Consider the following 16,289-nt stretch of genomic DNA (forward strand, 5'->3'; position numbering starts at 1 on the left):
CCATCAGCGGCCTCGGTCTGGAGTGGCGCTCAGGTGGGTGAGTACGGCGAGTACGCGGCGGTGGCCGTCCTCGGTCTCGGGTAGCGACAGCTTGGTGAATACGTGCCGGACGTGTGCCTCGACCGTTCGCTCGCTGAGGTAGAGCCGCTTGGCGATGCCACTGTTCGTCAAGCCTTCGGCCATCAGCTCGAGTACGTCGCGCTCGCGGTCCGTCAGCATCGCCAGCGGATCCCCGGCCCCACGCCGGGCCACCAACCCCGCCACCACCTGCGGATCCAGCGCCGACCCACCCCGCGCGACCCGCTCGGCCGAGGCCAGGAACTCGCCCACGTCGAGCACCCGATCCTTCAGCAGATACCCGAACCCACCGAGCGACACGAGCTCGACGACGTGATGCGTCTCGATGTGCTGGGACAGCAGCAGTACGCCGATCTCCGGGTGCGCACTCTTCACCGCCTGAGCCGCCCGAGCCCCCTCGTCGCCGAAGCCGGGCGGCATCCGGATGTCCGCCACGACCAGATCCGGCCGGTACGACGTGACCGCCGCGAGCAGCCCGTCCGTGTCGCCGAAGGTCGCCACCACCTCGTGCCCACCGTCGACGAAGAGCATCTTCAGCCCTTCGCGGAGCAGGACCTGGTCCTCGGCGATCACGATCCGCATGGCAGCTCCGCGACGAGCGTCGTACCGGCGCCGGGCCGGCTCTGGATGTGGAAGGTGCCGCCGAGCGCCGCGACCCGATCGGCCAGGCCGGTGAGCCCGGTGCCGCGACGGGCCGCGGCTCCACCCACGCCGTCGTCGACCACGCGCACGACCAGCCGCTCGAGGTCCTGGTCGGCGATCAGATCGACGCGCGTGGCGTTGGCATGCTTGACCGCATTGGTGAGGCCTTCACAGCAGATGAAGTACGCCGCGGCCTCGATGCCGGTGTCGAAGCGCTGGTCGGGCATCCGCACCGACACCGGCAGCGGAGCACGACGCGCGAGTTCCTGACAGGCAGGGGCGAGACCGGCGTCCAGTTGCGCGGGCGGCAGACCGCGGGCCAACTCGCGGAGCTCACCGATCGCCACCGTCGCCTCGGCGACCGCGCCGTCCAGCGTGACCCGCACGTCCGCGGGTGGCGCCGCCCCGAGTTGGTGCTGCGCGTGGCGGAGCGCGAGGCCGATCGACACCAGCCGCTGCTGGGCGCCGTCGTGCAGATCGCGTTCGATCCGGCGGCGTTCGGCGTGCCCGGCGGCGACGATCCGGGCCCGGGAGGCCTTCACCTCCACGAGTTGGACGTTGAGCTCGGCGCGCAGCCGTGCGACCTCGACGGCGAGACCACCGTCCTCGACGACCCGGCGCAGCAGATCCGGGCCGATCCCGCCGGTGGCGTCGTACAGGACCACCCCGATCGGCTGGTCGCCGCGTTCGATCGCGATCCGGTGCCGGCCGTCGGTGTCGGCCCGGGTCGTGCCGGCCAGGTCGACGTACCGGCGGCTCTCCGGCAGGAAGACGAGGAGGTCGAGGCCGGGGTCGCCGAGGATCTCGCGCAGGACGGCTTGGACGTCCTCCGGTGCGCGGCGGCCCGAGCGGACGTCTTCGAGGAAGCCGGCCATCCGCTGCAGCGCGTCGTACCGGGCCTTGTTGAAGCGGCGGTCGACCGCGTCCTGGACGCGGCCGCGCAACGGGCGGAACAGCACGGCGCACACCAGCGTCGCGATGGCTGTCGTCCACGCCGAACCCCGGCCGAGAAAGGCGCCCAGGGCAACAGTCACGACGGCGTACGCCGAAATCAGCAGGACGGTCAGGCCTGCGTAGGCAACGGTCCGGCTGATGAACAGATCGATGTCGTAGAGCCGGTAGCGCAGGATCGCCGCACCGGCGGCGAGCGGCAAGCCCGCGAGCGCGACGGCGGCGATGACGCCGGCCGCCGGCGTGACGTACCAGAGCGCGAAGCTCATCGGCAGAGCCACGCCGGCGACGGACGCGGCGAACACGAACCACTTGAGTTGCTGGCGTTCCAGTCCGGTCGAGCGCCGGAAGCGGAGGGCAAGTGAGACGACGGCGGCGATCAGCGCGCCGAGGAACAGCGGCATTCCGATGGCGAGAAGGGCACCGGTCGGCAGCGACTCGACCGCCCACGGGTTGTGGCCACTGCTGAAGTCCCGGCCCCTGGCCGGACTCAGCGACCAGGCGACCATGCTGAGCACCAGACCGGCCGCGGCGATCCACGGCAACGGACGCCAGCGCCGGCTCGGCAGATGGCCGGTCGGGAAGAGCAAGAAGGTGAGTGTCCAGCCGAAGCCGCTCGGCAACCAGCTGACCGCGGAGATCCCCTCACCGATCGGACCGCCGGCCCAGCCTTCGGCGGCGGCCCGGAGTCCCCAGCCCTGGGCCAGGTCCGCGGCGAGTGCGTTGAGCAGTCCGAAGCCGCAGAACAGCCAGCCGATCGCGTTCTCCGGATGCCGCTGGGCGATCAACGCTCCCGCGCCGACCGTGGTCAGGGCGAACGCCGCGTACAGCAGCGTGTCGTAGACGGGTTCGAGCCGCCACGACAGGGCGATCGCGGCGATCTCCGCGACCACGGTCACTCCGAACAACACGGTCGGTAACGGCCGGCGCCCACCCACGCCACCATCGTGGCAGCGCCGGACGATCCCGCCAACAGTGCTGGCACTGACGCGGTTTCGCGCGCGGATCGGCGTACTGACGCCGATGCGCGGGGCAACCGCCGAAACCTAGCGTCGAAGCACACTTCGAAAGGTGGGAATCATGAACCGCAAACTTGCAGTCATCGGTCTCGTCGGCGCCGCCCTGACGACGCTGTCCGGCCTCGCCGTGGAGGTGCTGGTCAAGCCGGCCTCCGACGTCTCCGACACGATGTGGAGCTACCCCTGGAGCAGTGACGCCATCGTCCCGGTCTCCATCCTGTACGCCGGGTTCCACCTGCTCGTTCTCTTCGGCATGCTCGCCGTGGTTCGCGCGATGGGGAGTCGCGGCGGCCGGATCGGCGCGATGCTCGCGGTGGCGGGCACCTTCGTCCTGCTCGTCGCGGAGATCGCGTCGATCCCGATCGCCGACCAACGGCTGGACGACACCGGGCCCAAGATCGTCGGCCCGGTGTTCGGCCTCGGGGTCGCGCTCACCGCGGTCGGGTTACTGATCGCGGGCGCCGCGGTGCTGCGCTCAGCCGACTGGACGGGATGGCGTCGTTACGCGCCGCTGGCCGCCGGCATCTGGTCCTTCCTGTTGATCGGCGTGAGCGTGACCAGCGCCCTCGCACTGGGCGTCGCCATCTACGGCGTCACCCTGTGCGTCCTGTTCGCAGCCGTATACCCGCACCAATCGACCGCCTCCACCGAACCTCGGCTCCGCGCCCGCGTCGATCACTGATGGGTCGTCCGAGCGGCGGCGAGTTCGTAGAGGAAGGTGTTGACCGGAGTGGGAACGCCGGACTCGCGTCCAAGGCGGACTACCGCTCCGGTCCACGCCTCCAGCTCGGAGGGCCGGCCGGCGATCAGGTCCCGTTGGAGAGACGTGGTGCCGTCAGCCGGCAACTGGTCGATCCAGGCGAGGGTCCTGGGTACGACGTCCGCCGCGAGAGCGATGCCGCGTGCCAGAGCGACGTCGCGGATCTCGGTGGTCGCCTCGGTGAGCAGCCGGCGGGTGCCGGGTCTCGTCCGGAGGACGCCGTACCCGGCGCCGGTCGCCGTACCGAGGCCGCCGCTCGGGACGACGGACAGGAACTTGGTCCACAGACCGGCCCAGATGTCGCCCGGGACGGTCGCTTGCAGACCGGCGTCGACCAAGGCGTCCCGCAGCCGGCCGGTGCGGGGTGTCGGCTGGTTGTCCCACTCGCCGAAGGTCAGCTTGCCGTTGCCGAGGTGGCGGATGATCCCCGGACCGTCGACGTACGCGATCACCTCCGCGGCACCTGGCAGGACCGTCTCTCGGCCGTAGACCGCGGCCACCTGGTCCGGCGCCTCGACGCCGTTCTGTACCGTGACGATCGCCGTCGCATCGCCGACCAGTGGTGCGATCGAGGTGATCACTTCGGGCAGTTGCCAGGTCTTCACACAGACGAGCACATAATCGGCTGCGCCGAGCTCAGCCGGGTCCGCGGTCGCACGCACCGGCGAGAGCTCCAGGTCACCGGCCGGACTCCGCACAACGAGCCCGTCGGACTGCAGCGCCTCCAGGTGTTTGCCGCGCGCAACAAAACTGACGTCCTGACCGGCCGCGGCCAGCCGGGCACCGAAGTACCCGCCGACGCCACCCGCTCCGACGATCGCGATCTTCACAGCCACACTCCTCTGTTACCGGTTTAACTGGTAACAACAGGATAGACTAGGTCGTATGAGCTTCACCTGGGTGGGAGGCCGGCCCGCGGTCGACTTCACCGCAACCCTCGGCAAGCGCCTGCAGACCCCGTTCGAGCGGGTCCCGACCGCGGCGGACCTGGGCCGCTGGTTCCACGACGCCGGCCTCGCCGATCACCCCGTGGCGGTCTCGCCCCGCATATTCACCCGGGCCCTGGCGCTCCGCGAGGCCCTCTACCGCCTCTTCACCGGTACGACGCTGGCCGCGGACGTCGACCTGGTCAACCGCTGGAGCGCCCGGCCACTCCCCGGCCCTCGCCTCACCCGAGACCGTCGAGCCGAGAGCACCACGACGGACGCGGCCGGCCTCCTCAGCGTGCTCGCGCGGGACGCGGTCGACCTGCTGACCGGGCCGCTCGCGGACCGGATCCACACCTGCGCCGCCGACGATTGCTCGCTGCTCTTCGTCGACGAGAGCCGGGCCGGCCGACGGCGCTGGTGCTCAATGAACTCTTGCGGCGCTCGCGCGAAGATGGCGCACTATCGCGCGACCCGAGTGGATTGAAGACATTCTGCAATCCAACGAGCAGACAATCCGCGACCTGGTTCAGTGGGCGCATGCGTACACCGAAGACTTCTCCGGTCGAGGCGGCACAGCTGCTCCGGACCGACCAGGAGCTCCTGCTGACCCGCATCGACGGACGGACCGAGGCTGAACTGCGAGCGCCGTACCGGGTGACGGCCGGACCGCTCGGCCACTTCTGCGACTCGTTGCACGACCTGGTCGCGCACATCCTGATGTGGGACGAGATCACCCTCGCCGTACTCCGGGACGCCAAGGCCGGCCGCCTGCACTGGAGCATCGACCCGCGCTGGGAGACGGCCGAGATCGGCAGCGCTCTCAACGTCGGCGGTGTCGAGGCCGGTCGCCACATCCCGTCCGACCTGCTCCGGCACCGCTTCGACAGCGTCGGCGCGGCACTCGTCGCCGAGATCGAGCAGTACGACGAGAAGTCGTGGTCGGACCCGTCGACGGGCGGCGGGTTCGATGGCGGTATCGGCGCGCTGGCCGAGTACGCCTCCACTCCGCCGGACGGCATCGTGTTCGGCCACGCCGCCCGCCACCTCCAGCCCGCCCCGGTCTCCGCATGACGGCCGAGATCGTCGACAGCCCGCAGTTCGCGGCCGAGACCGACCATCTGCTGAAGCGTTTCGCGAACCAGCCCGAAGGCCCCGACCTCGACCCCTATCAGGCCCTGTTGCTCGATCGCGAGGAACTCCCCGACCCGGAGCTGGCCGGCGAGTGCGATCCGCGGACCCACCCCGAAGACCTCACCATCACCTTGCCGGACCGCCGCCTCCAGGCGCGCGTCTATCGTCCGCTCACCTCCAGTCCGCGGCCAGTTGTGCTCTGGTTGCATGGTGGCGGTTTCATCGGTGGCGATCTCCGCGACATCGAGTACGCAACCTCGGGGATCGCTGCCGCAGGCAACGTTATCGTTGTCTCGCTCAACTACCGACTTGCGCCCGAATGTCCTTATCCAGCAGGGCTCCACGACGTTCGCGACACTCTCGATTGGCTCCGCGAGCACACAGCTGAACTCAACGGTGACGGCAGGATTGCGGTCGGCGGCCAGAGCGCGGGGGCCGCGCTCGCCGCCGGCGCCTGCCTGCTCGCGCGCGACGAGGGCACTCCGCTCCCCGACCGCCAGATCCTCTGCTACCCATCCCTCGACCTGGACCAGGACACCGAGTCGTACCGGTTGTTCGACGGCACATTTCTGAGCATCGCCCCGGGTAGTTGGTCCTCGGCGCAATACTTCCCCGACGGCGACCTCCCCGCCGCGGCCGTACCACTACGGGCAGCCACGTGCGCCGGCCTGCCGCCCGCGCTCGTCCTCGCCGCCGGACGTGATCCGCTGCGCGACGACGCGCGCACCTATGCGAGTCGGCTCGGGCAGGACGGCGTACCGGCGCGGCTGGTCGAGTACGCGGACACGATGCACGCGTTCCTCAACTTCCCCGCGGCCCTGTCGGCCGGGCGGCACGCGGTCGAGCTGATCGGCGCCGACCTGCGAACGACGTTCAACGGACCCCACCCGTGAGCCTGCTGATCGGCTTAGTTGGGGTGCGGGACGAAGAACCTGGCTGGATCACCGGCGGCTCGGGCGCCGGAGTGGATCCAGGCGGCGAACGCGTCCGGACTGCGTCGCTCGAGCTCGTCGAGGTACGCGCGGCGGACATCGGCCATCGCGGACCGGCGCTCGGCGGTCGAGGAACTCTGCAACCGGGTGAAGCTCCGCCGCCACGCCAGGCAGATCTCCTCGTCACTCAGCTCGCACAGGCTGCGTGCGACCGCGGACAGATACCGAGGTGTGGGTAGCGACGGTGGAGGCACGTCCTGCGGCTGACGCTTCGGCTCGGCCGGCTGGCGAGCGGCTGGCCGCAGCCGGGCGAGAACCGGCGGCGACGAGGTGATGATCAGCCCGACCAGGGCGAGCGTCTCCAGTCCCACCGCCGCGGCGAACCCACAGATCGCCAGCACCAGCAGACCGCCGAGAACGGCCAAGCGGGGTGTCGATCGGATCAAATCCGCCGACGGCAACTCCTGCGCGAGGCCGACCTGCAGAGCGGCCGCCCCGGCCACCGCGGCCGCGACCAGGAAGGCCACCAGGTTGGTCGACAGGCCGACGAACACGAGCGCCGCGGCCAGCCCGATCGTGGCCAGCAGCACGACGGCCGCTCGCCAGATCCGGTCGTAACGCGACGCTAGGCGCTCCCGCATGCGGACCCAGTGCCCACTGCACCGGATCTCAACACGCCCTGCAACGCCTCGACGAAAGCCGTGGTGGCCGGCGGGTCCGGTGGTTCGCCGTACGTCGCGAGATAGATCCGGCGTACGACGGACAGCTCGGTCGCCTGCACTCCGTCCAGATGGTGTGAGCGCAGCGCCAGACCCGGCATCGTGGTGACTCCGAGACCAGCGGCGACGAAGGCCTGCTTCACGATGATGTCGTCGCTCGTGTAGGCGATGCGCGGCGTGAACCCGGCGTCCGCGCAGTGCTGGAGCAGTTCCTGCCGGCAGTTCACGCACCCCGCGATCCAATCCGAGTCCCGGTGGTCGGTGAGGGTCTCTCCCGTACGGCGACTCAGTAGCTGCACAGGATCGTCGAGGAGATAGGTGTACCGAAGCCCGTCGTCCGGGATGTCGTCGTCGTAGCGAAACAAGATCGCAAGGTCGATGTCGCCCGCGCGCAACTGTCGCGCCGCGACGACCGGGTGGGCGTCGGCCAGCTCGAGCTCGAGGTTCGGATGCTCGCGGCGCAGCTCCGCCGCGGCCGGCGGCACCAAAACGCTGAGGGCTGAGGAGAACGCCCCGACCCGGACGCGCCCGGACTGCAGGCCGACCAACGAGGCGAGCTCCGCGTCGGCCGCATCGACGCGACCGACGATCTCGGCCGCCCGGCGCGCGAGCACCTCGCCTTCGGGCGTGAGCCGGATGCCACGGCCGACCCGCTGGACCAGCTTCGCGCCGGTCGCGGCCTCCAGCCGGGCGAGGTGATGGCTGACGGTGGGCTGGGTGTAGTGCAAGGCCTCGGCCGCCGCGGTCACCGAACCGTGGGCGGCGACCGCGGCCAGCACGCGCAGCCGGACGAGATCGAGCATGGATCGATGGTATCTATGCATTCACGTCGTGATTGGCATTAGACGCATGCACCTCCGGACCGGCAGGGTGGTGGCCGAACGAGAGGAGAACTGCATGACCGGCAAGGTTGTCTGGCACATGACGATGTCCCTCGACGGCTTCATCGGCGACCGGGACGACAAGCTGGACTGGAGCTTCGGCGTGAACGAGCCGTCCGAACTGGCGGCCGAGGTCATCCGGACCACGGGCGCGTTCCTGTGCGGCGGGCGACTCGTCGACGCGGTCGGCGAGAACCGGCCGTACGGCGGTGTGTGGACCGGCCCGGTCCTCGTGTACACCCACAAGGACCCGGCGACCAATCCGGTCCCGGAGTTCACCTACGTCTCCGGCGACATCCGCGACGTCATCGCCAACGGCCTGCAAGCCGCCGACGGCAAGAACCTCGTCGTCACCGGCGGAGCCGCCCCCCGCCTGACCCTGGACGCCGGCCTGGTCGACGAGATCGTCCTGCACATCGTCCCCATCCTCCTCGGCGAAGGCGTCCGCTTCTACGACAGCCCCGGCGTCGAGCCGACCAACCTCAAGGTCCTGACCACCGAAGGCACCAACTTCCGCTTCGAGGTCATCAAGTAGATGGTCCAGCGCTTCGTCGTCCTCGATGCCATGGGCGTCCTGTACCAGCACGGCAACGTGGTGAGCGGCGTCCTCATCCCCTACGTCCGCAGGCACGACTGCCCCTGCACCGAGACCCAGATCCGCGACGCGTACCGCCGCTGCACCCTCGGCCAACTGTCCACCGACGAGTTCTGGGCGGCGGTGGGCGTCGGCCGGACAGCCTCCGACAGCGACTACTGCCGCAACCACCAGTTGACGGTCGGCACAGTCGACATGCTGCGAGGTCTCCACGAAGCCGGTGTCACGGTGTTGGTGCTCACCAACGATGCCGGGCCGTGGTCCGCCCACCTGCGGCGACGCTTCGGCCTCGAGCCGTACGTCGACCACTGGTACGTCAGCGCCGAGATCGGTGCCCGCAAACCCGACGCGGCCGCGTATGACGCCGTACTGGCGCACCCCGGCCTCGACCCGGCGCACACGGTCTTGGTCGACGACCGGCCCACCAACCTCGCCGCAGCCCGAGCCGCGGGTTTTTGTCCTGCTCTCTTCCACAGCGAGGACACCGCCGCCAATCCGGTTCCCGACCTCGACGTCGCCGGCGCCCGCACCATGCCGGAGTTGCTCAAACTTCTGCTCGCGCACGGCTGACGCGGTGGCCTGGGTTGGACTCACACAGTTGAGGGCCGGCGCGTTCCATGGGTATGGACAGATACGCGCAGCGAGTGGCGAAAGCCGACTGGGACGCCGTGACCGCCGAGGTGAACGATCTCGGTTGCGCGCTGCTGCCCCGGCTGCTCACGCCCTCCGAGGCGGCGGGCATCGCCCGGCTCTATGACGACGTGAGCAGGTTCCGGGCCACGATCGACATGGCCCGGCATCGCTTCGGCGAGGGACAGTACCGGTACTTCGATCGCCCGTTCCCCGAGGCGATCGAGGCGTTGCGGCAGGCGCTCTACCCACGATTGTTGCCGATAGCACGCGATTGGTACGCCAAGCTCGGCCGCGACGCGGAGTGGCCGGACACACTCGACGAGTGGCTCGACATGTGTCACCGCGCCGGCCAGACACGCCCCACGCCGATCCTCCTGCGGTACGGCGCGGGCGACTGGAACGCCCTGCATCGGGACCTGTACGGCGACAAGGTGTTCCCACTCCAGGTCGTGATCAACCTCAACGACCCCGGCGTCGACCACACCGGCGGCGAATTCCTGCTGGTCGAACAACGCCCCCGGGCCCAGTCCCGCGGCACCTCCACCCTCATCCCCCAGGGCCATGGCCTCGTCTTCACCACCCGAGACCGCCCCGTCCGCTCAACCCGGGGCTGGTCCGCCTCCCCCGTCCGCCACGGCGTCTCCACCATCCGCACCGGCCACCGCCACACCCTCGGCCTCGTCTTCCACGACGCGAAGTAGACAACACCACCCCCGCGGTAGGAAAGGCGACACCGCCTCCGGCGCCGGCTGCTCCTTCGGCCGACCTCGTCGGCGGTCGTCCACCGACGACGGCGCATGCTGCGACTGCGGGGGCACAGCGGCCGACCCAGCGAGATGCCGGCGGACCGGGGTCGGCACCAAGCGAGCGCTTGGGTACAAGCAGGCGGTCGGGCCGACCGCAGGGTGCTCGGTCCTGCCACGCGGTTGCGAAGTGTCGACAGCTCGCTCGCCGATCACGGGTCCGCGTGCTGCCGCCGGAGGCCTACTCGGCGGACGCCAGTTGTTCGCAGATGTTCCAGGCGGATCGGCGGAGGAGGGCTGCGGTTTCGGGAGCGAGGCCCTTGACTGGTACGTCGGTGCCGACCGGGTCCTCGTTCAGCAGGGCGATGAGGAACACGCAGGCGGCGAGGTAGCTGCCGGCGAGTGCAGGGTGACTGTTGTCAGCGTCGTGGAGGACGGGTTCGTCGTACTGCGCCAGGAAGCGTTCCCAGACCATCCCGACCGGTACGAGCGTCGCACCCAGCTCTACCGCGCTGGCGGCGTACGCGTCGGTGAGGGCTTGTTGGGTCTCGGGGGCGTTCCGCCTCGCCCAGGTCTGGTAGAGGGCGGTCCGGGCGCCGGCGGCCGCGATCGCGGTGTGGAAGTCGCGCGCGCTCTCCCGGAAGCGCGCCGGGCTCTTGACCGGGAGCGTGCTCTGCTCCTGCAGTACGACGGTGTCGAAGTCGCCGGTCGCGATCGCCGCGAGGGCCTTCCCGGCGTTGAGGTGCTGGCGCAGGGACGCACCGCCGGCCGAGATCAGCTTGTGCTCGAGGTCGATCCCCCGGGCGCCGGCCAGACCCTTGAGCAGGCCGGGCAGGTTGTTCCGGGCCGTGAAGCTGTTACCGACAAAGAGAATCCGCACACCCGGACGCTACTACGCTGGGGCGGTGACTGAACTTCGGATCGTGCCGGTGACGGACGACGCGACGGTGCTGGACTGGCAGCGGGTGCACAACGAAATCATCCCGACCGCACCGCTGTCGGTGGACGACATCCGCGAGCGCGCCACCCGCAACGTGCTCGAGGTCGCGTACGACGGCGACGTACTGGTCGGCTGCTCGACCGTCCGGCCGCCCTCGGAGGAGACCGAGGCCGTCACGGTGATCGCCCGCATCCTGCCCGAGCACCGGCGCAAGGGGCACGGCGAGACGCTCTACCGGCACTGTCTCGCGAAGGGCCGGGAGCTCGGCGGGAAGGGCATCGAGACCCACATCCTCGCCACCAACGAGGAAGGCCTGCGATTCGCCAAGTCCCACGGCTTCACCGAGGTCGAGACCTACCTCCTGCCCGGTGACACGATCCCGTTCATCGAGCTGATCAGCCCGGCGGGTCCAGCCGGTAGCCGTGCCCGCGGAGTGTGATGACCTCGGGCAGCCGCGCCGAGTGCCGCGCGGCCGCCTGCAGCCGGCGCCGCAACGACGCCATCGTCACGTCGAGTGTCTTGGTCGACCCGAACCAGTTCTCGTCCCACACCTTCGCCATCAGATCCTCGCGGGAGATCGCCGCGCCGACGTTGAGAGCAAGCGTCTCGAGCAGCTCGTACTCCTTCGGCCGCAACGTCAGCTCGACCCCCGCGACGATGCAACGACGGGCCGCGGTGTCCACCGTCAAATCGGCGATCGTCACCGGTCCGCCCGTCCCGGACACCGGGCGATGGCGCAGATGCGCCCGCAGCCGGGCCAGCAGGACGGTCAGGCTGAACGGTTTCACCAGGTAGTCGTCGGCGCCCGCGTCCAGGCCGGTGACGATCTCGATCTCGTCACCGCGGGCGGTCAGCATGACCAGCAGCAGACCGGGCAGCTCGGCCCGGAGCCGGCGAGCCAGATCGACGCCGTCGAGATCCGGGAGTCCGAGGTCCAGGAGGACGACCTCGGCCCGTTCCCGGCGCGCGCCGGCCAGGCCCGTTGCTCCGGTTCGGTACCAGTGCGAGCGGTACCCGTTGCCGCGCAGGGCACGATCCAGCAACCGGCCGATGGTCTCGTCGTCCTCGACGACCGCCACCACCGGCTGCTCGCCGCTTCTCACGATGCCGACGGTACGACGTCCATTCTGAGCGGAAACTGAGTGTCAGAGTTCGCGGAGCTCCTCGACCGGCTTCGGTCGGTTGATCCCGGGGTCAGCCCGCCCGGACCAGGCCGGCGTGGAAGGCGAGGATGACCAGGTGGATGCGGTCGCGGGCGTCGAGTTTGGTGAGTAAGTGCGCCACGTGCGTCTTCGCGGTGCCGATCTCGATGTGCAGGGTTTCGGCGATCTCGGCGTTCGAGCGGCCGTCCGCGACCAGGAGGAGGACTTCGCGTTCGCGGGCCGTGATCGTTGCCAGCCGCGGTACGTCGGTTCGCCCGGCCGGCTCGACGTGGTTTGCGAACTCGTCGATCAGGCGGCGGGTGATGCTCGGTCCCAGCAGCGCCTCGCCGGCCGCGATGACCCGGATCGCGGCCAGCAACTCGGCCGGTGGGGTGTCCTTCAGCAGGAATCCGCTCGCACCTCCGCGGAGTGCGGCGTACACGTAGTCGTCGAGGTCGAAGGTGGTCAGGATCAGCACCCGCGCGGCCGACGAGCTGGTGATCGCCCGCGTGGCCTGCAGTCCATCGGTGCCGGGCATCCGGATGTCCATCAGGATCACGTCCGGTGCGGTGCGGGCGGCGACCTCGATCGCGGCAGCACCGTTGTCCGCCTCACCGACCACGGTGAGATCGGGTGCGGTGTTGACGATGCCTTTCAGCCCGGCCCGGACCAGGGCCTGGTCCTCGGCGATCAGCACCCGGATCGTCATCGCGCCGACCCGGTCAGCGGCAGCCGCGCGAGCACCTGGAACCCCTGCTGCGGAAGGGGTCCTGCGTGCAATGTCCCGCCGTACAAGGCGACGCGTTCATGCAGTCCGACCAGGCCGTGCCCTGCTCGCGGCGAGTCCGCGCAACCGGCGCCGCGATCGACCACCTGGACCGACAGCTCGCCGGCGCGGTAGCCGACGGTCGCCTCCGCCGCCGGCGTCGACGCGTGCTTCACCACATTGGTAAGCGCCTCCTGCACGATCCGGTACGCCGACAACTCGATCCCCGGCGGTAGTTCGGTGGGGATTCCGGTGACGGTCAGGCGGACGTGCACGCCGGCCTTCGCGGTCTGCTCGACGAGGTCGCCGAGTTGCGCGAGGCCTGGCGTGGGTTCGAGGCCGGCCGGCTCGCCGGACCGCAGGACGCCGAGGAGCTGGCGTAGTTCGGCCAGCGTTCGCCGGCCGGTCTGCTCGATGGTCGCGAGCGCATCCCGGGCCGCGTCCGGCTGCTGGTCGATCACCAGATGGCCGTAGCCCGCCTGGACGGTGATCACTCCCATGCTGTGGGCAACGATGTCGTGCAGTTCCCGGGCGATCCGCATCCGCTCCTGCTGCAACGCAAGCTCCTGCGTCTGCCGCCGGTACTGCGCCATCACCCGGCCCGCAACCCAGGCCGCCAGCACCATCATCCCGAACGGCACGACCGCACCCGCATGCCGGAAACCGGGCAGGGCCGTCGCGAGCACTCCCGCCCCGGCCGCGACCAGCGCGACGAGCGAAGAGCGCCGGTCGGCCAGCCGGAAGATCGCCAGACACAGGACCGGTACGGCGACGAAGCCGAGCGACGCCTGGAACGGCGACAAGGCTAACGGCACCAGACAACAGACCACCGACCAGAACGGCGTACGACGGGCGAGCCCGAGGCCGACCGACGCCAGGATCGTCCCGATCACGGCCGGCACCACCGGACCCTGGTGGGTGAACAGTGCCCAGGCGAGAACGCCGTACACCACCGCGACCGCCCACTCGGCGACGACGAGCTGAGCCGGCCGTAGGCGGGTCCATTGAACTGCCATGGACGCGACAGTAGGCGCGCCGGACGGGACCGGTCATCATCCTCCAGACAGATATCCGCAGGCGGATAGTCGTACGCCGAAGATCTGCCCGCGGCCCGACGCCGGCGACCGTCACCCGGCGGAAGGGTGAGGTCATGATCGAACTGACGAACCTCAGCAAGCACTATCGATCGGTGCGGGCCGTCGACGACCTGACCCTCACCGTGCATCCCGGCCGGGTCACCGCCTTCCTCGGGCCCAACGGCGCCGGCAAGTCGACCACCTTCCGGCTCCTCCTCGGCTTGGACCGGGCCGACACCGGCACGGCCCTGGTCAATGGAGCCAGGTACGCCGCTCTCCCCGATCCACTCCGGGAAGTCGGGGCCTTGCTCGACGCCAACGGGGTGCACGGCGGGCGAACGGCGTACGACCATCTGCTCTGCCTTGCGCAGGCGGGCCGGATCTCGCGGACCCGCGTCACCGAGGTCCTCGAACAGACCGGCCTGACGCAGGTGGCGCGCCGCCGGGTCGGCGGGTTCTTGCTCGGGATGCGGCAGCGACTCGGAATCGCGGCCGCGCTGCTCGGCGATCCGGCGGTCCTGCTGCTGGACGAGCCGATGAACGGGCTCGACCCGGAGGGCATCCGCTGGATCCGCGGCCTTCTGCGCGGGCTAGCGGACGAGGGCCGGACCGTGTTCGTGTCCAGTCATCTGATGGGTGAGATGGCGCTGGTCGCCGATCACCTGGTGGTGATCGGGCGCGGCCGGCTGATCGCCGACGGCCCGCTGGCCGAGTTCACCCGGGACGGCCGGTCGCTGGAGGACGCTTACCTGGACCTGGCCGAGTCCGACTTCCGGAGGGCCTCATGACCGCCTTGCTGGCTTCCGAATGGACCAAACTGCGCTCGGTTCGCTCCACTCCGTTGAGCCTGCTGGCCGCGGCGGCCGTGGCGGTGCTGGGCGGCCTGTTCTCGGCGACCGGGCGAGCGCACGACTACGCAGCGCTGTCCGCAGCCGACAAGCTGGCCTTCGATCCGGTCAACCTCAGCTTCGACGGCCTGGCCTTCGCCCAGCTCGCGTTCGGCCTGCTCGGGGTGCTCGCGATCAGCTCGGAGTACACCACCGGTCAGATCCGTACGACGTTCACCGCCGAACCGCGGCGGCGCAGAGTGCTGGCCGCCAAGGCAGCCGTGACCACGGCAGTGGCACTGATCGTTGGCCAGGCGATGGCCTTCGCCTGCTTCTTCCTCGCCCAGCTCGGTCTCCGCAGCGCGCACGTCAACGTGTCCCTGGGCTCGCCAGGTGCGTTGCGCGCGGTGCTCGGCGCCGGTCTCTACCTGGTTGCGCTGACCCTGCTAGGCATCGGTCTCGGCGCACTCATCCGGCACACCGCGGGCGCGATCAGCACGGTCTTCGCCCTGGTCTTCGTCGTACCGATCATCGCCGCCAACATCTCCGGCTGGACCACCTGGCCGTCCAAGTGGAACCTCTGGGCAGCCGGGAACGCCCTCATCGCCACCCGGCCGCAGACCCCGGGTGCACCGTCTCCGGGCCTCGGATTACTCATCTGCACGGCGTACGCCGTCGTACCGCTGGCGCTCGCCGTGCTTATCATCAACCGACGCGACGCCTGACATCGCCGCGAGCCTCAGCGGATTCTCAGCGAGCAAAGGCGACGCTGAAACCCTGTTGTCGATGGTCGACACACAAGGCGGCTGAATGACCTCAAGCGGCAGGACCAGCGAGGCCGGACTCCGGTACGGCGTGCTCGCGGCGAGCGCGGTCGTGGTGGTGGCCGGGACGGTCGGGCTGATCATCCTGGCCGACGCGGCGACCGAATCCGACGGGTTGGCGGCGTTCGATCCCGAGCTGACCGCGGACGCTGTTTCACACCGGACGCCGGTCCTCACCGCGATCGCCCGCACGCTGACCTTCATCGGCAGCGCGGCGGTCCTCGTGCCCCTGACAGTTGTCGCGGCGCTGGTCCTGTGGCGTTGGACCCGGTCGTGGCGGTCCTCGGCCGTTCTGGTCCTCGCGATGATCGTCTCGACGGTCTTGACAAGTGTGTTGAAGGCGCTGATCGGGCGTGCGCGACCGGATACCGCGCTCGTCCTGGGTCCCGTCTCCGAGACGTTCGCGTTCCCGTCCGGCCACACCCTGAACTCGACGGTCTTCTTCCTCACCCTGGCCACGCTGGTGTGCGCGAGAATCAGCTCGCGCCGGACCCGGACTGCCATTCTCACGGTCGCGGTGGTGCTGAGCATCGGCGTCGGCCTGAGCCGTGTCTACCTGGGTTACCACTGGGCCACCGACGTCGTCGCCGGCTGGATCGTCGCGATCGTCTGGCTGGTGATCGTCCTGAACGCCGCCGTCCTCATCCGCAACCGTCTCGACGGGCCTGCGCCCGCGGCGGAGGGTTCACCCCCACACTGAT

General features: G+C 69.9%; 20 protein-coding genes. 11 read left to right on the forward strand and 9 right to left on the reverse strand.

What is annotated here, in order from left to right; all coding sequences use genetic code 11:
• Positions 1 to 3 precede the first annotated feature (3 nt).
• Both OG876_RS03320 and OG876_RS03325 read right to left on the reverse strand, forming a co-directional pair.
• The gene (locus OG876_RS03320; RefSeq protein WP_328523244.1) at positions 4 to 660 is read right to left on the reverse strand and encodes a response regulator transcription factor; all 657 of its coding nucleotides are present in this window, start codon (positions 658 to 660) and stop codon (positions 4 to 6) included.
• Positions 648 to 2,609 carry a sensor histidine kinase gene (locus tag OG876_RS03325; RefSeq protein ID WP_328523245.1) on the reverse strand — a complete coding sequence of 654 codons (1,962 nt, stop codon included), beginning with the start codon at positions 2,607 to 2,609 and terminating at the stop codon, positions 648 to 650. Before OG876_RS03325 ends, OG876_RS03320 begins: the two co-directional genes overlap by 13 nt.
• A 142-nt stretch (positions 2,610 to 2,751) precedes the next feature.
• Between OG876_RS03325 and OG876_RS03330 the strand changes: the two genes are divergently transcribed.
• The gene (locus OG876_RS03330) at positions 2,752 to 3,372 is read left to right on the forward strand and encodes a hypothetical protein (RefSeq protein ID WP_328523246.1); all 621 of its coding nucleotides are present in this window, start codon (positions 2,752 to 2,754) and stop codon (positions 3,370 to 3,372) included.
• Here OG876_RS03330 and OG876_RS03335 read toward each other — a convergent pair.
• Positions 3,366 to 4,280 (reverse strand): 2-dehydropantoate 2-reductase, encoded by a 915-nt coding sequence (locus OG876_RS03335; protein ID WP_328523247.1) that lies wholly within the window; start codon positions 4,278 to 4,280, stop codon positions 3,366 to 3,368. The genes OG876_RS03330 and OG876_RS03335 overlap by 7 nt on opposite strands.
• Before the next feature lie 55 nt (positions 4,281 to 4,335).
• On the opposite strand from OG876_RS03335, the gene OG876_RS03340 reads away from it, so the two are divergent.
• The 3 genes from OG876_RS03340 to OG876_RS03350 are packed head-to-tail and all read left to right on the forward strand — an operon-like array spanning position 4,336 to position 6,403.
• Complete coding sequence (locus tag OG876_RS03340) at positions 4,336 to 4,863, forward strand: CGNR zinc finger domain-containing protein (RefSeq protein WP_328523248.1); 528 nt, start codon at positions 4,336 to 4,338, stop codon at positions 4,861 to 4,863.
• A 53-nt stretch (positions 4,864 to 4,916) separates the two neighbouring features.
• On the forward strand, positions 4,917 to 5,450 hold the full coding sequence (locus OG876_RS03345; protein WP_328523249.1) for a maleylpyruvate isomerase N-terminal domain-containing protein: 534 nt from the start codon (positions 4,917 to 4,919) through the stop codon (positions 5,448 to 5,450).
• Positions 5,447 to 6,403 (forward strand): alpha/beta hydrolase, encoded by a 957-nt coding sequence (locus tag OG876_RS03350; RefSeq protein ID WP_328523250.1) that lies wholly within the window; start codon positions 5,447 to 5,449, stop codon positions 6,401 to 6,403. The genes OG876_RS03345 and OG876_RS03350 overlap by 4 nt, the downstream gene beginning before the upstream one ends.
• Before the next feature lie 14 nt (positions 6,404 to 6,417).
• Here the strand turns inward: OG876_RS03350 and OG876_RS03355 are convergent, their stop codons facing one another.
• Both OG876_RS03355 and OG876_RS03360 read right to left on the reverse strand, forming a co-directional pair.
• Positions 6,418 to 7,083 (reverse strand): hypothetical protein, encoded by a 666-nt coding sequence (locus OG876_RS03355; RefSeq protein ID WP_328523251.1) that lies wholly within the window; start codon positions 7,081 to 7,083, stop codon positions 6,418 to 6,420.
• A complete protein-coding gene (locus tag OG876_RS03360; protein WP_328523252.1) occupies positions 7,068 to 7,964 on the reverse strand; it encodes a LysR family transcriptional regulator in 897 nt (298 codons plus the stop codon). The genes OG876_RS03355 and OG876_RS03360 overlap by 16 nt, the downstream gene beginning before the upstream one ends.
• 94 nt (positions 7,965 to 8,058) lie before the next feature.
• Between OG876_RS03360 and OG876_RS03365 the strand changes: the two genes are divergently transcribed.
• From OG876_RS03365 to OG876_RS03375, 3 genes are all read left to right on the forward strand, one after another.
• Complete coding sequence (locus OG876_RS03365) at positions 8,059 to 8,577, forward strand: dihydrofolate reductase family protein (RefSeq protein WP_328523253.1); 519 nt, start codon at positions 8,059 to 8,061, stop codon at positions 8,575 to 8,577.
• Positions 8,578 to 9,207 carry an HAD family hydrolase gene (locus OG876_RS03370; protein WP_328523254.1) on the forward strand — a complete coding sequence of 210 codons (630 nt, stop codon included), beginning with the start codon at positions 8,578 to 8,580 and terminating at the stop codon, positions 9,205 to 9,207. It begins immediately after the preceding gene.
• A gap of 74 nt (positions 9,208 to 9,281) precedes the next feature.
• Complete coding sequence (locus tag OG876_RS03375; protein ID WP_328523255.1) at positions 9,282 to 9,971, forward strand: 2OG-Fe(II) oxygenase; 690 nt, start codon at positions 9,282 to 9,284, stop codon at positions 9,969 to 9,971.
• A 283-nt stretch (positions 9,972 to 10,254) separates the two neighbouring features.
• Here OG876_RS03375 and OG876_RS03380 read toward each other — a convergent pair whose 3' ends face one another.
• Entirely contained in the window at positions 10,255 to 10,893 is a 639-nt protein-coding gene (locus tag OG876_RS03380; RefSeq protein WP_328523256.1) for a hypothetical protein, read from the reverse strand.
• 25 nt (positions 10,894 to 10,918) lie between these two features.
• Between OG876_RS03380 and OG876_RS03385 the strand changes: the two genes are divergently transcribed.
• Positions 10,919 to 11,392, forward strand: coding sequence for a GNAT family N-acetyltransferase (locus OG876_RS03385; RefSeq protein WP_328523257.1), 474 nt, complete (start codon positions 10,919 to 10,921; stop codon positions 11,390 to 11,392).
• Here OG876_RS03385 and OG876_RS03390 read toward each other — a convergent pair.
• The 3 genes from OG876_RS03390 to OG876_RS03400 form a co-directional block, all read right to left on the reverse strand.
• Entirely contained in the window at positions 11,349 to 12,056 is a 708-nt protein-coding gene (locus tag OG876_RS03390) for a response regulator transcription factor (RefSeq protein ID WP_328523258.1), read from the reverse strand. The two genes, OG876_RS03385 and OG876_RS03390, sit on opposite strands and share 44 nt — an antisense overlap.
• A gap of 91 nt (positions 12,057 to 12,147) precedes the next feature.
• Positions 12,148 to 12,804, reverse strand: coding sequence for a response regulator transcription factor (locus OG876_RS03395; RefSeq protein WP_328523259.1), 657 nt, complete (start codon positions 12,802 to 12,804; stop codon positions 12,148 to 12,150).
• Positions 12,801 to 13,877 carry a sensor histidine kinase gene (locus tag OG876_RS03400; protein WP_328523260.1) on the reverse strand — a complete coding sequence of 359 codons (1,077 nt, stop codon included), beginning with the start codon at positions 13,875 to 13,877 and terminating at the stop codon, positions 12,801 to 12,803. The genes OG876_RS03395 and OG876_RS03400 overlap by 4 nt, the downstream gene beginning before the upstream one ends.
• Positions 13,878 to 14,011: 134 nt before the next feature.
• Between OG876_RS03400 and OG876_RS03405 the strand changes: the two genes are divergently transcribed.
• The 3 genes from OG876_RS03405 to OG876_RS03415 all read left to right on the forward strand — a co-directional run bounded on the left by OG876_RS03405 (position 14,012) and on the right by OG876_RS03415 (position 16,288).
• Positions 14,012 to 14,725, forward strand: a complete 714-nt coding sequence (locus OG876_RS03405) for an ABC transporter ATP-binding protein (protein ID WP_328523261.1) — start codon at positions 14,012 to 14,014, stop codon at positions 14,723 to 14,725.
• Positions 14,722 to 15,489, forward strand: coding sequence for an ABC transporter permease (locus tag OG876_RS03410; protein ID WP_328523262.1), 768 nt, complete (start codon positions 14,722 to 14,724; stop codon positions 15,487 to 15,489). The genes OG876_RS03405 and OG876_RS03410 overlap by 4 nt, the downstream gene beginning before the upstream one ends.
• 85 nt (positions 15,490 to 15,574) lie before the next feature.
• Positions 15,575 to 16,288, forward strand: a complete 714-nt coding sequence (locus OG876_RS03415) for a phosphatase PAP2 family protein (RefSeq protein ID WP_328523263.1) — start codon at positions 15,575 to 15,577, stop codon at positions 16,286 to 16,288.
• Position 16,289: the final 1 nt, after the last annotated feature.

The sequence above is a fragment of the Kribbella sp. NBC_00359 genome, assembly GCF_036097425.1.
In the GTDB taxonomy this organism is placed as follows: Bacteria; Actinomycetota; Actinomycetes; order Propionibacteriales; family Kribbellaceae; genus Kribbella.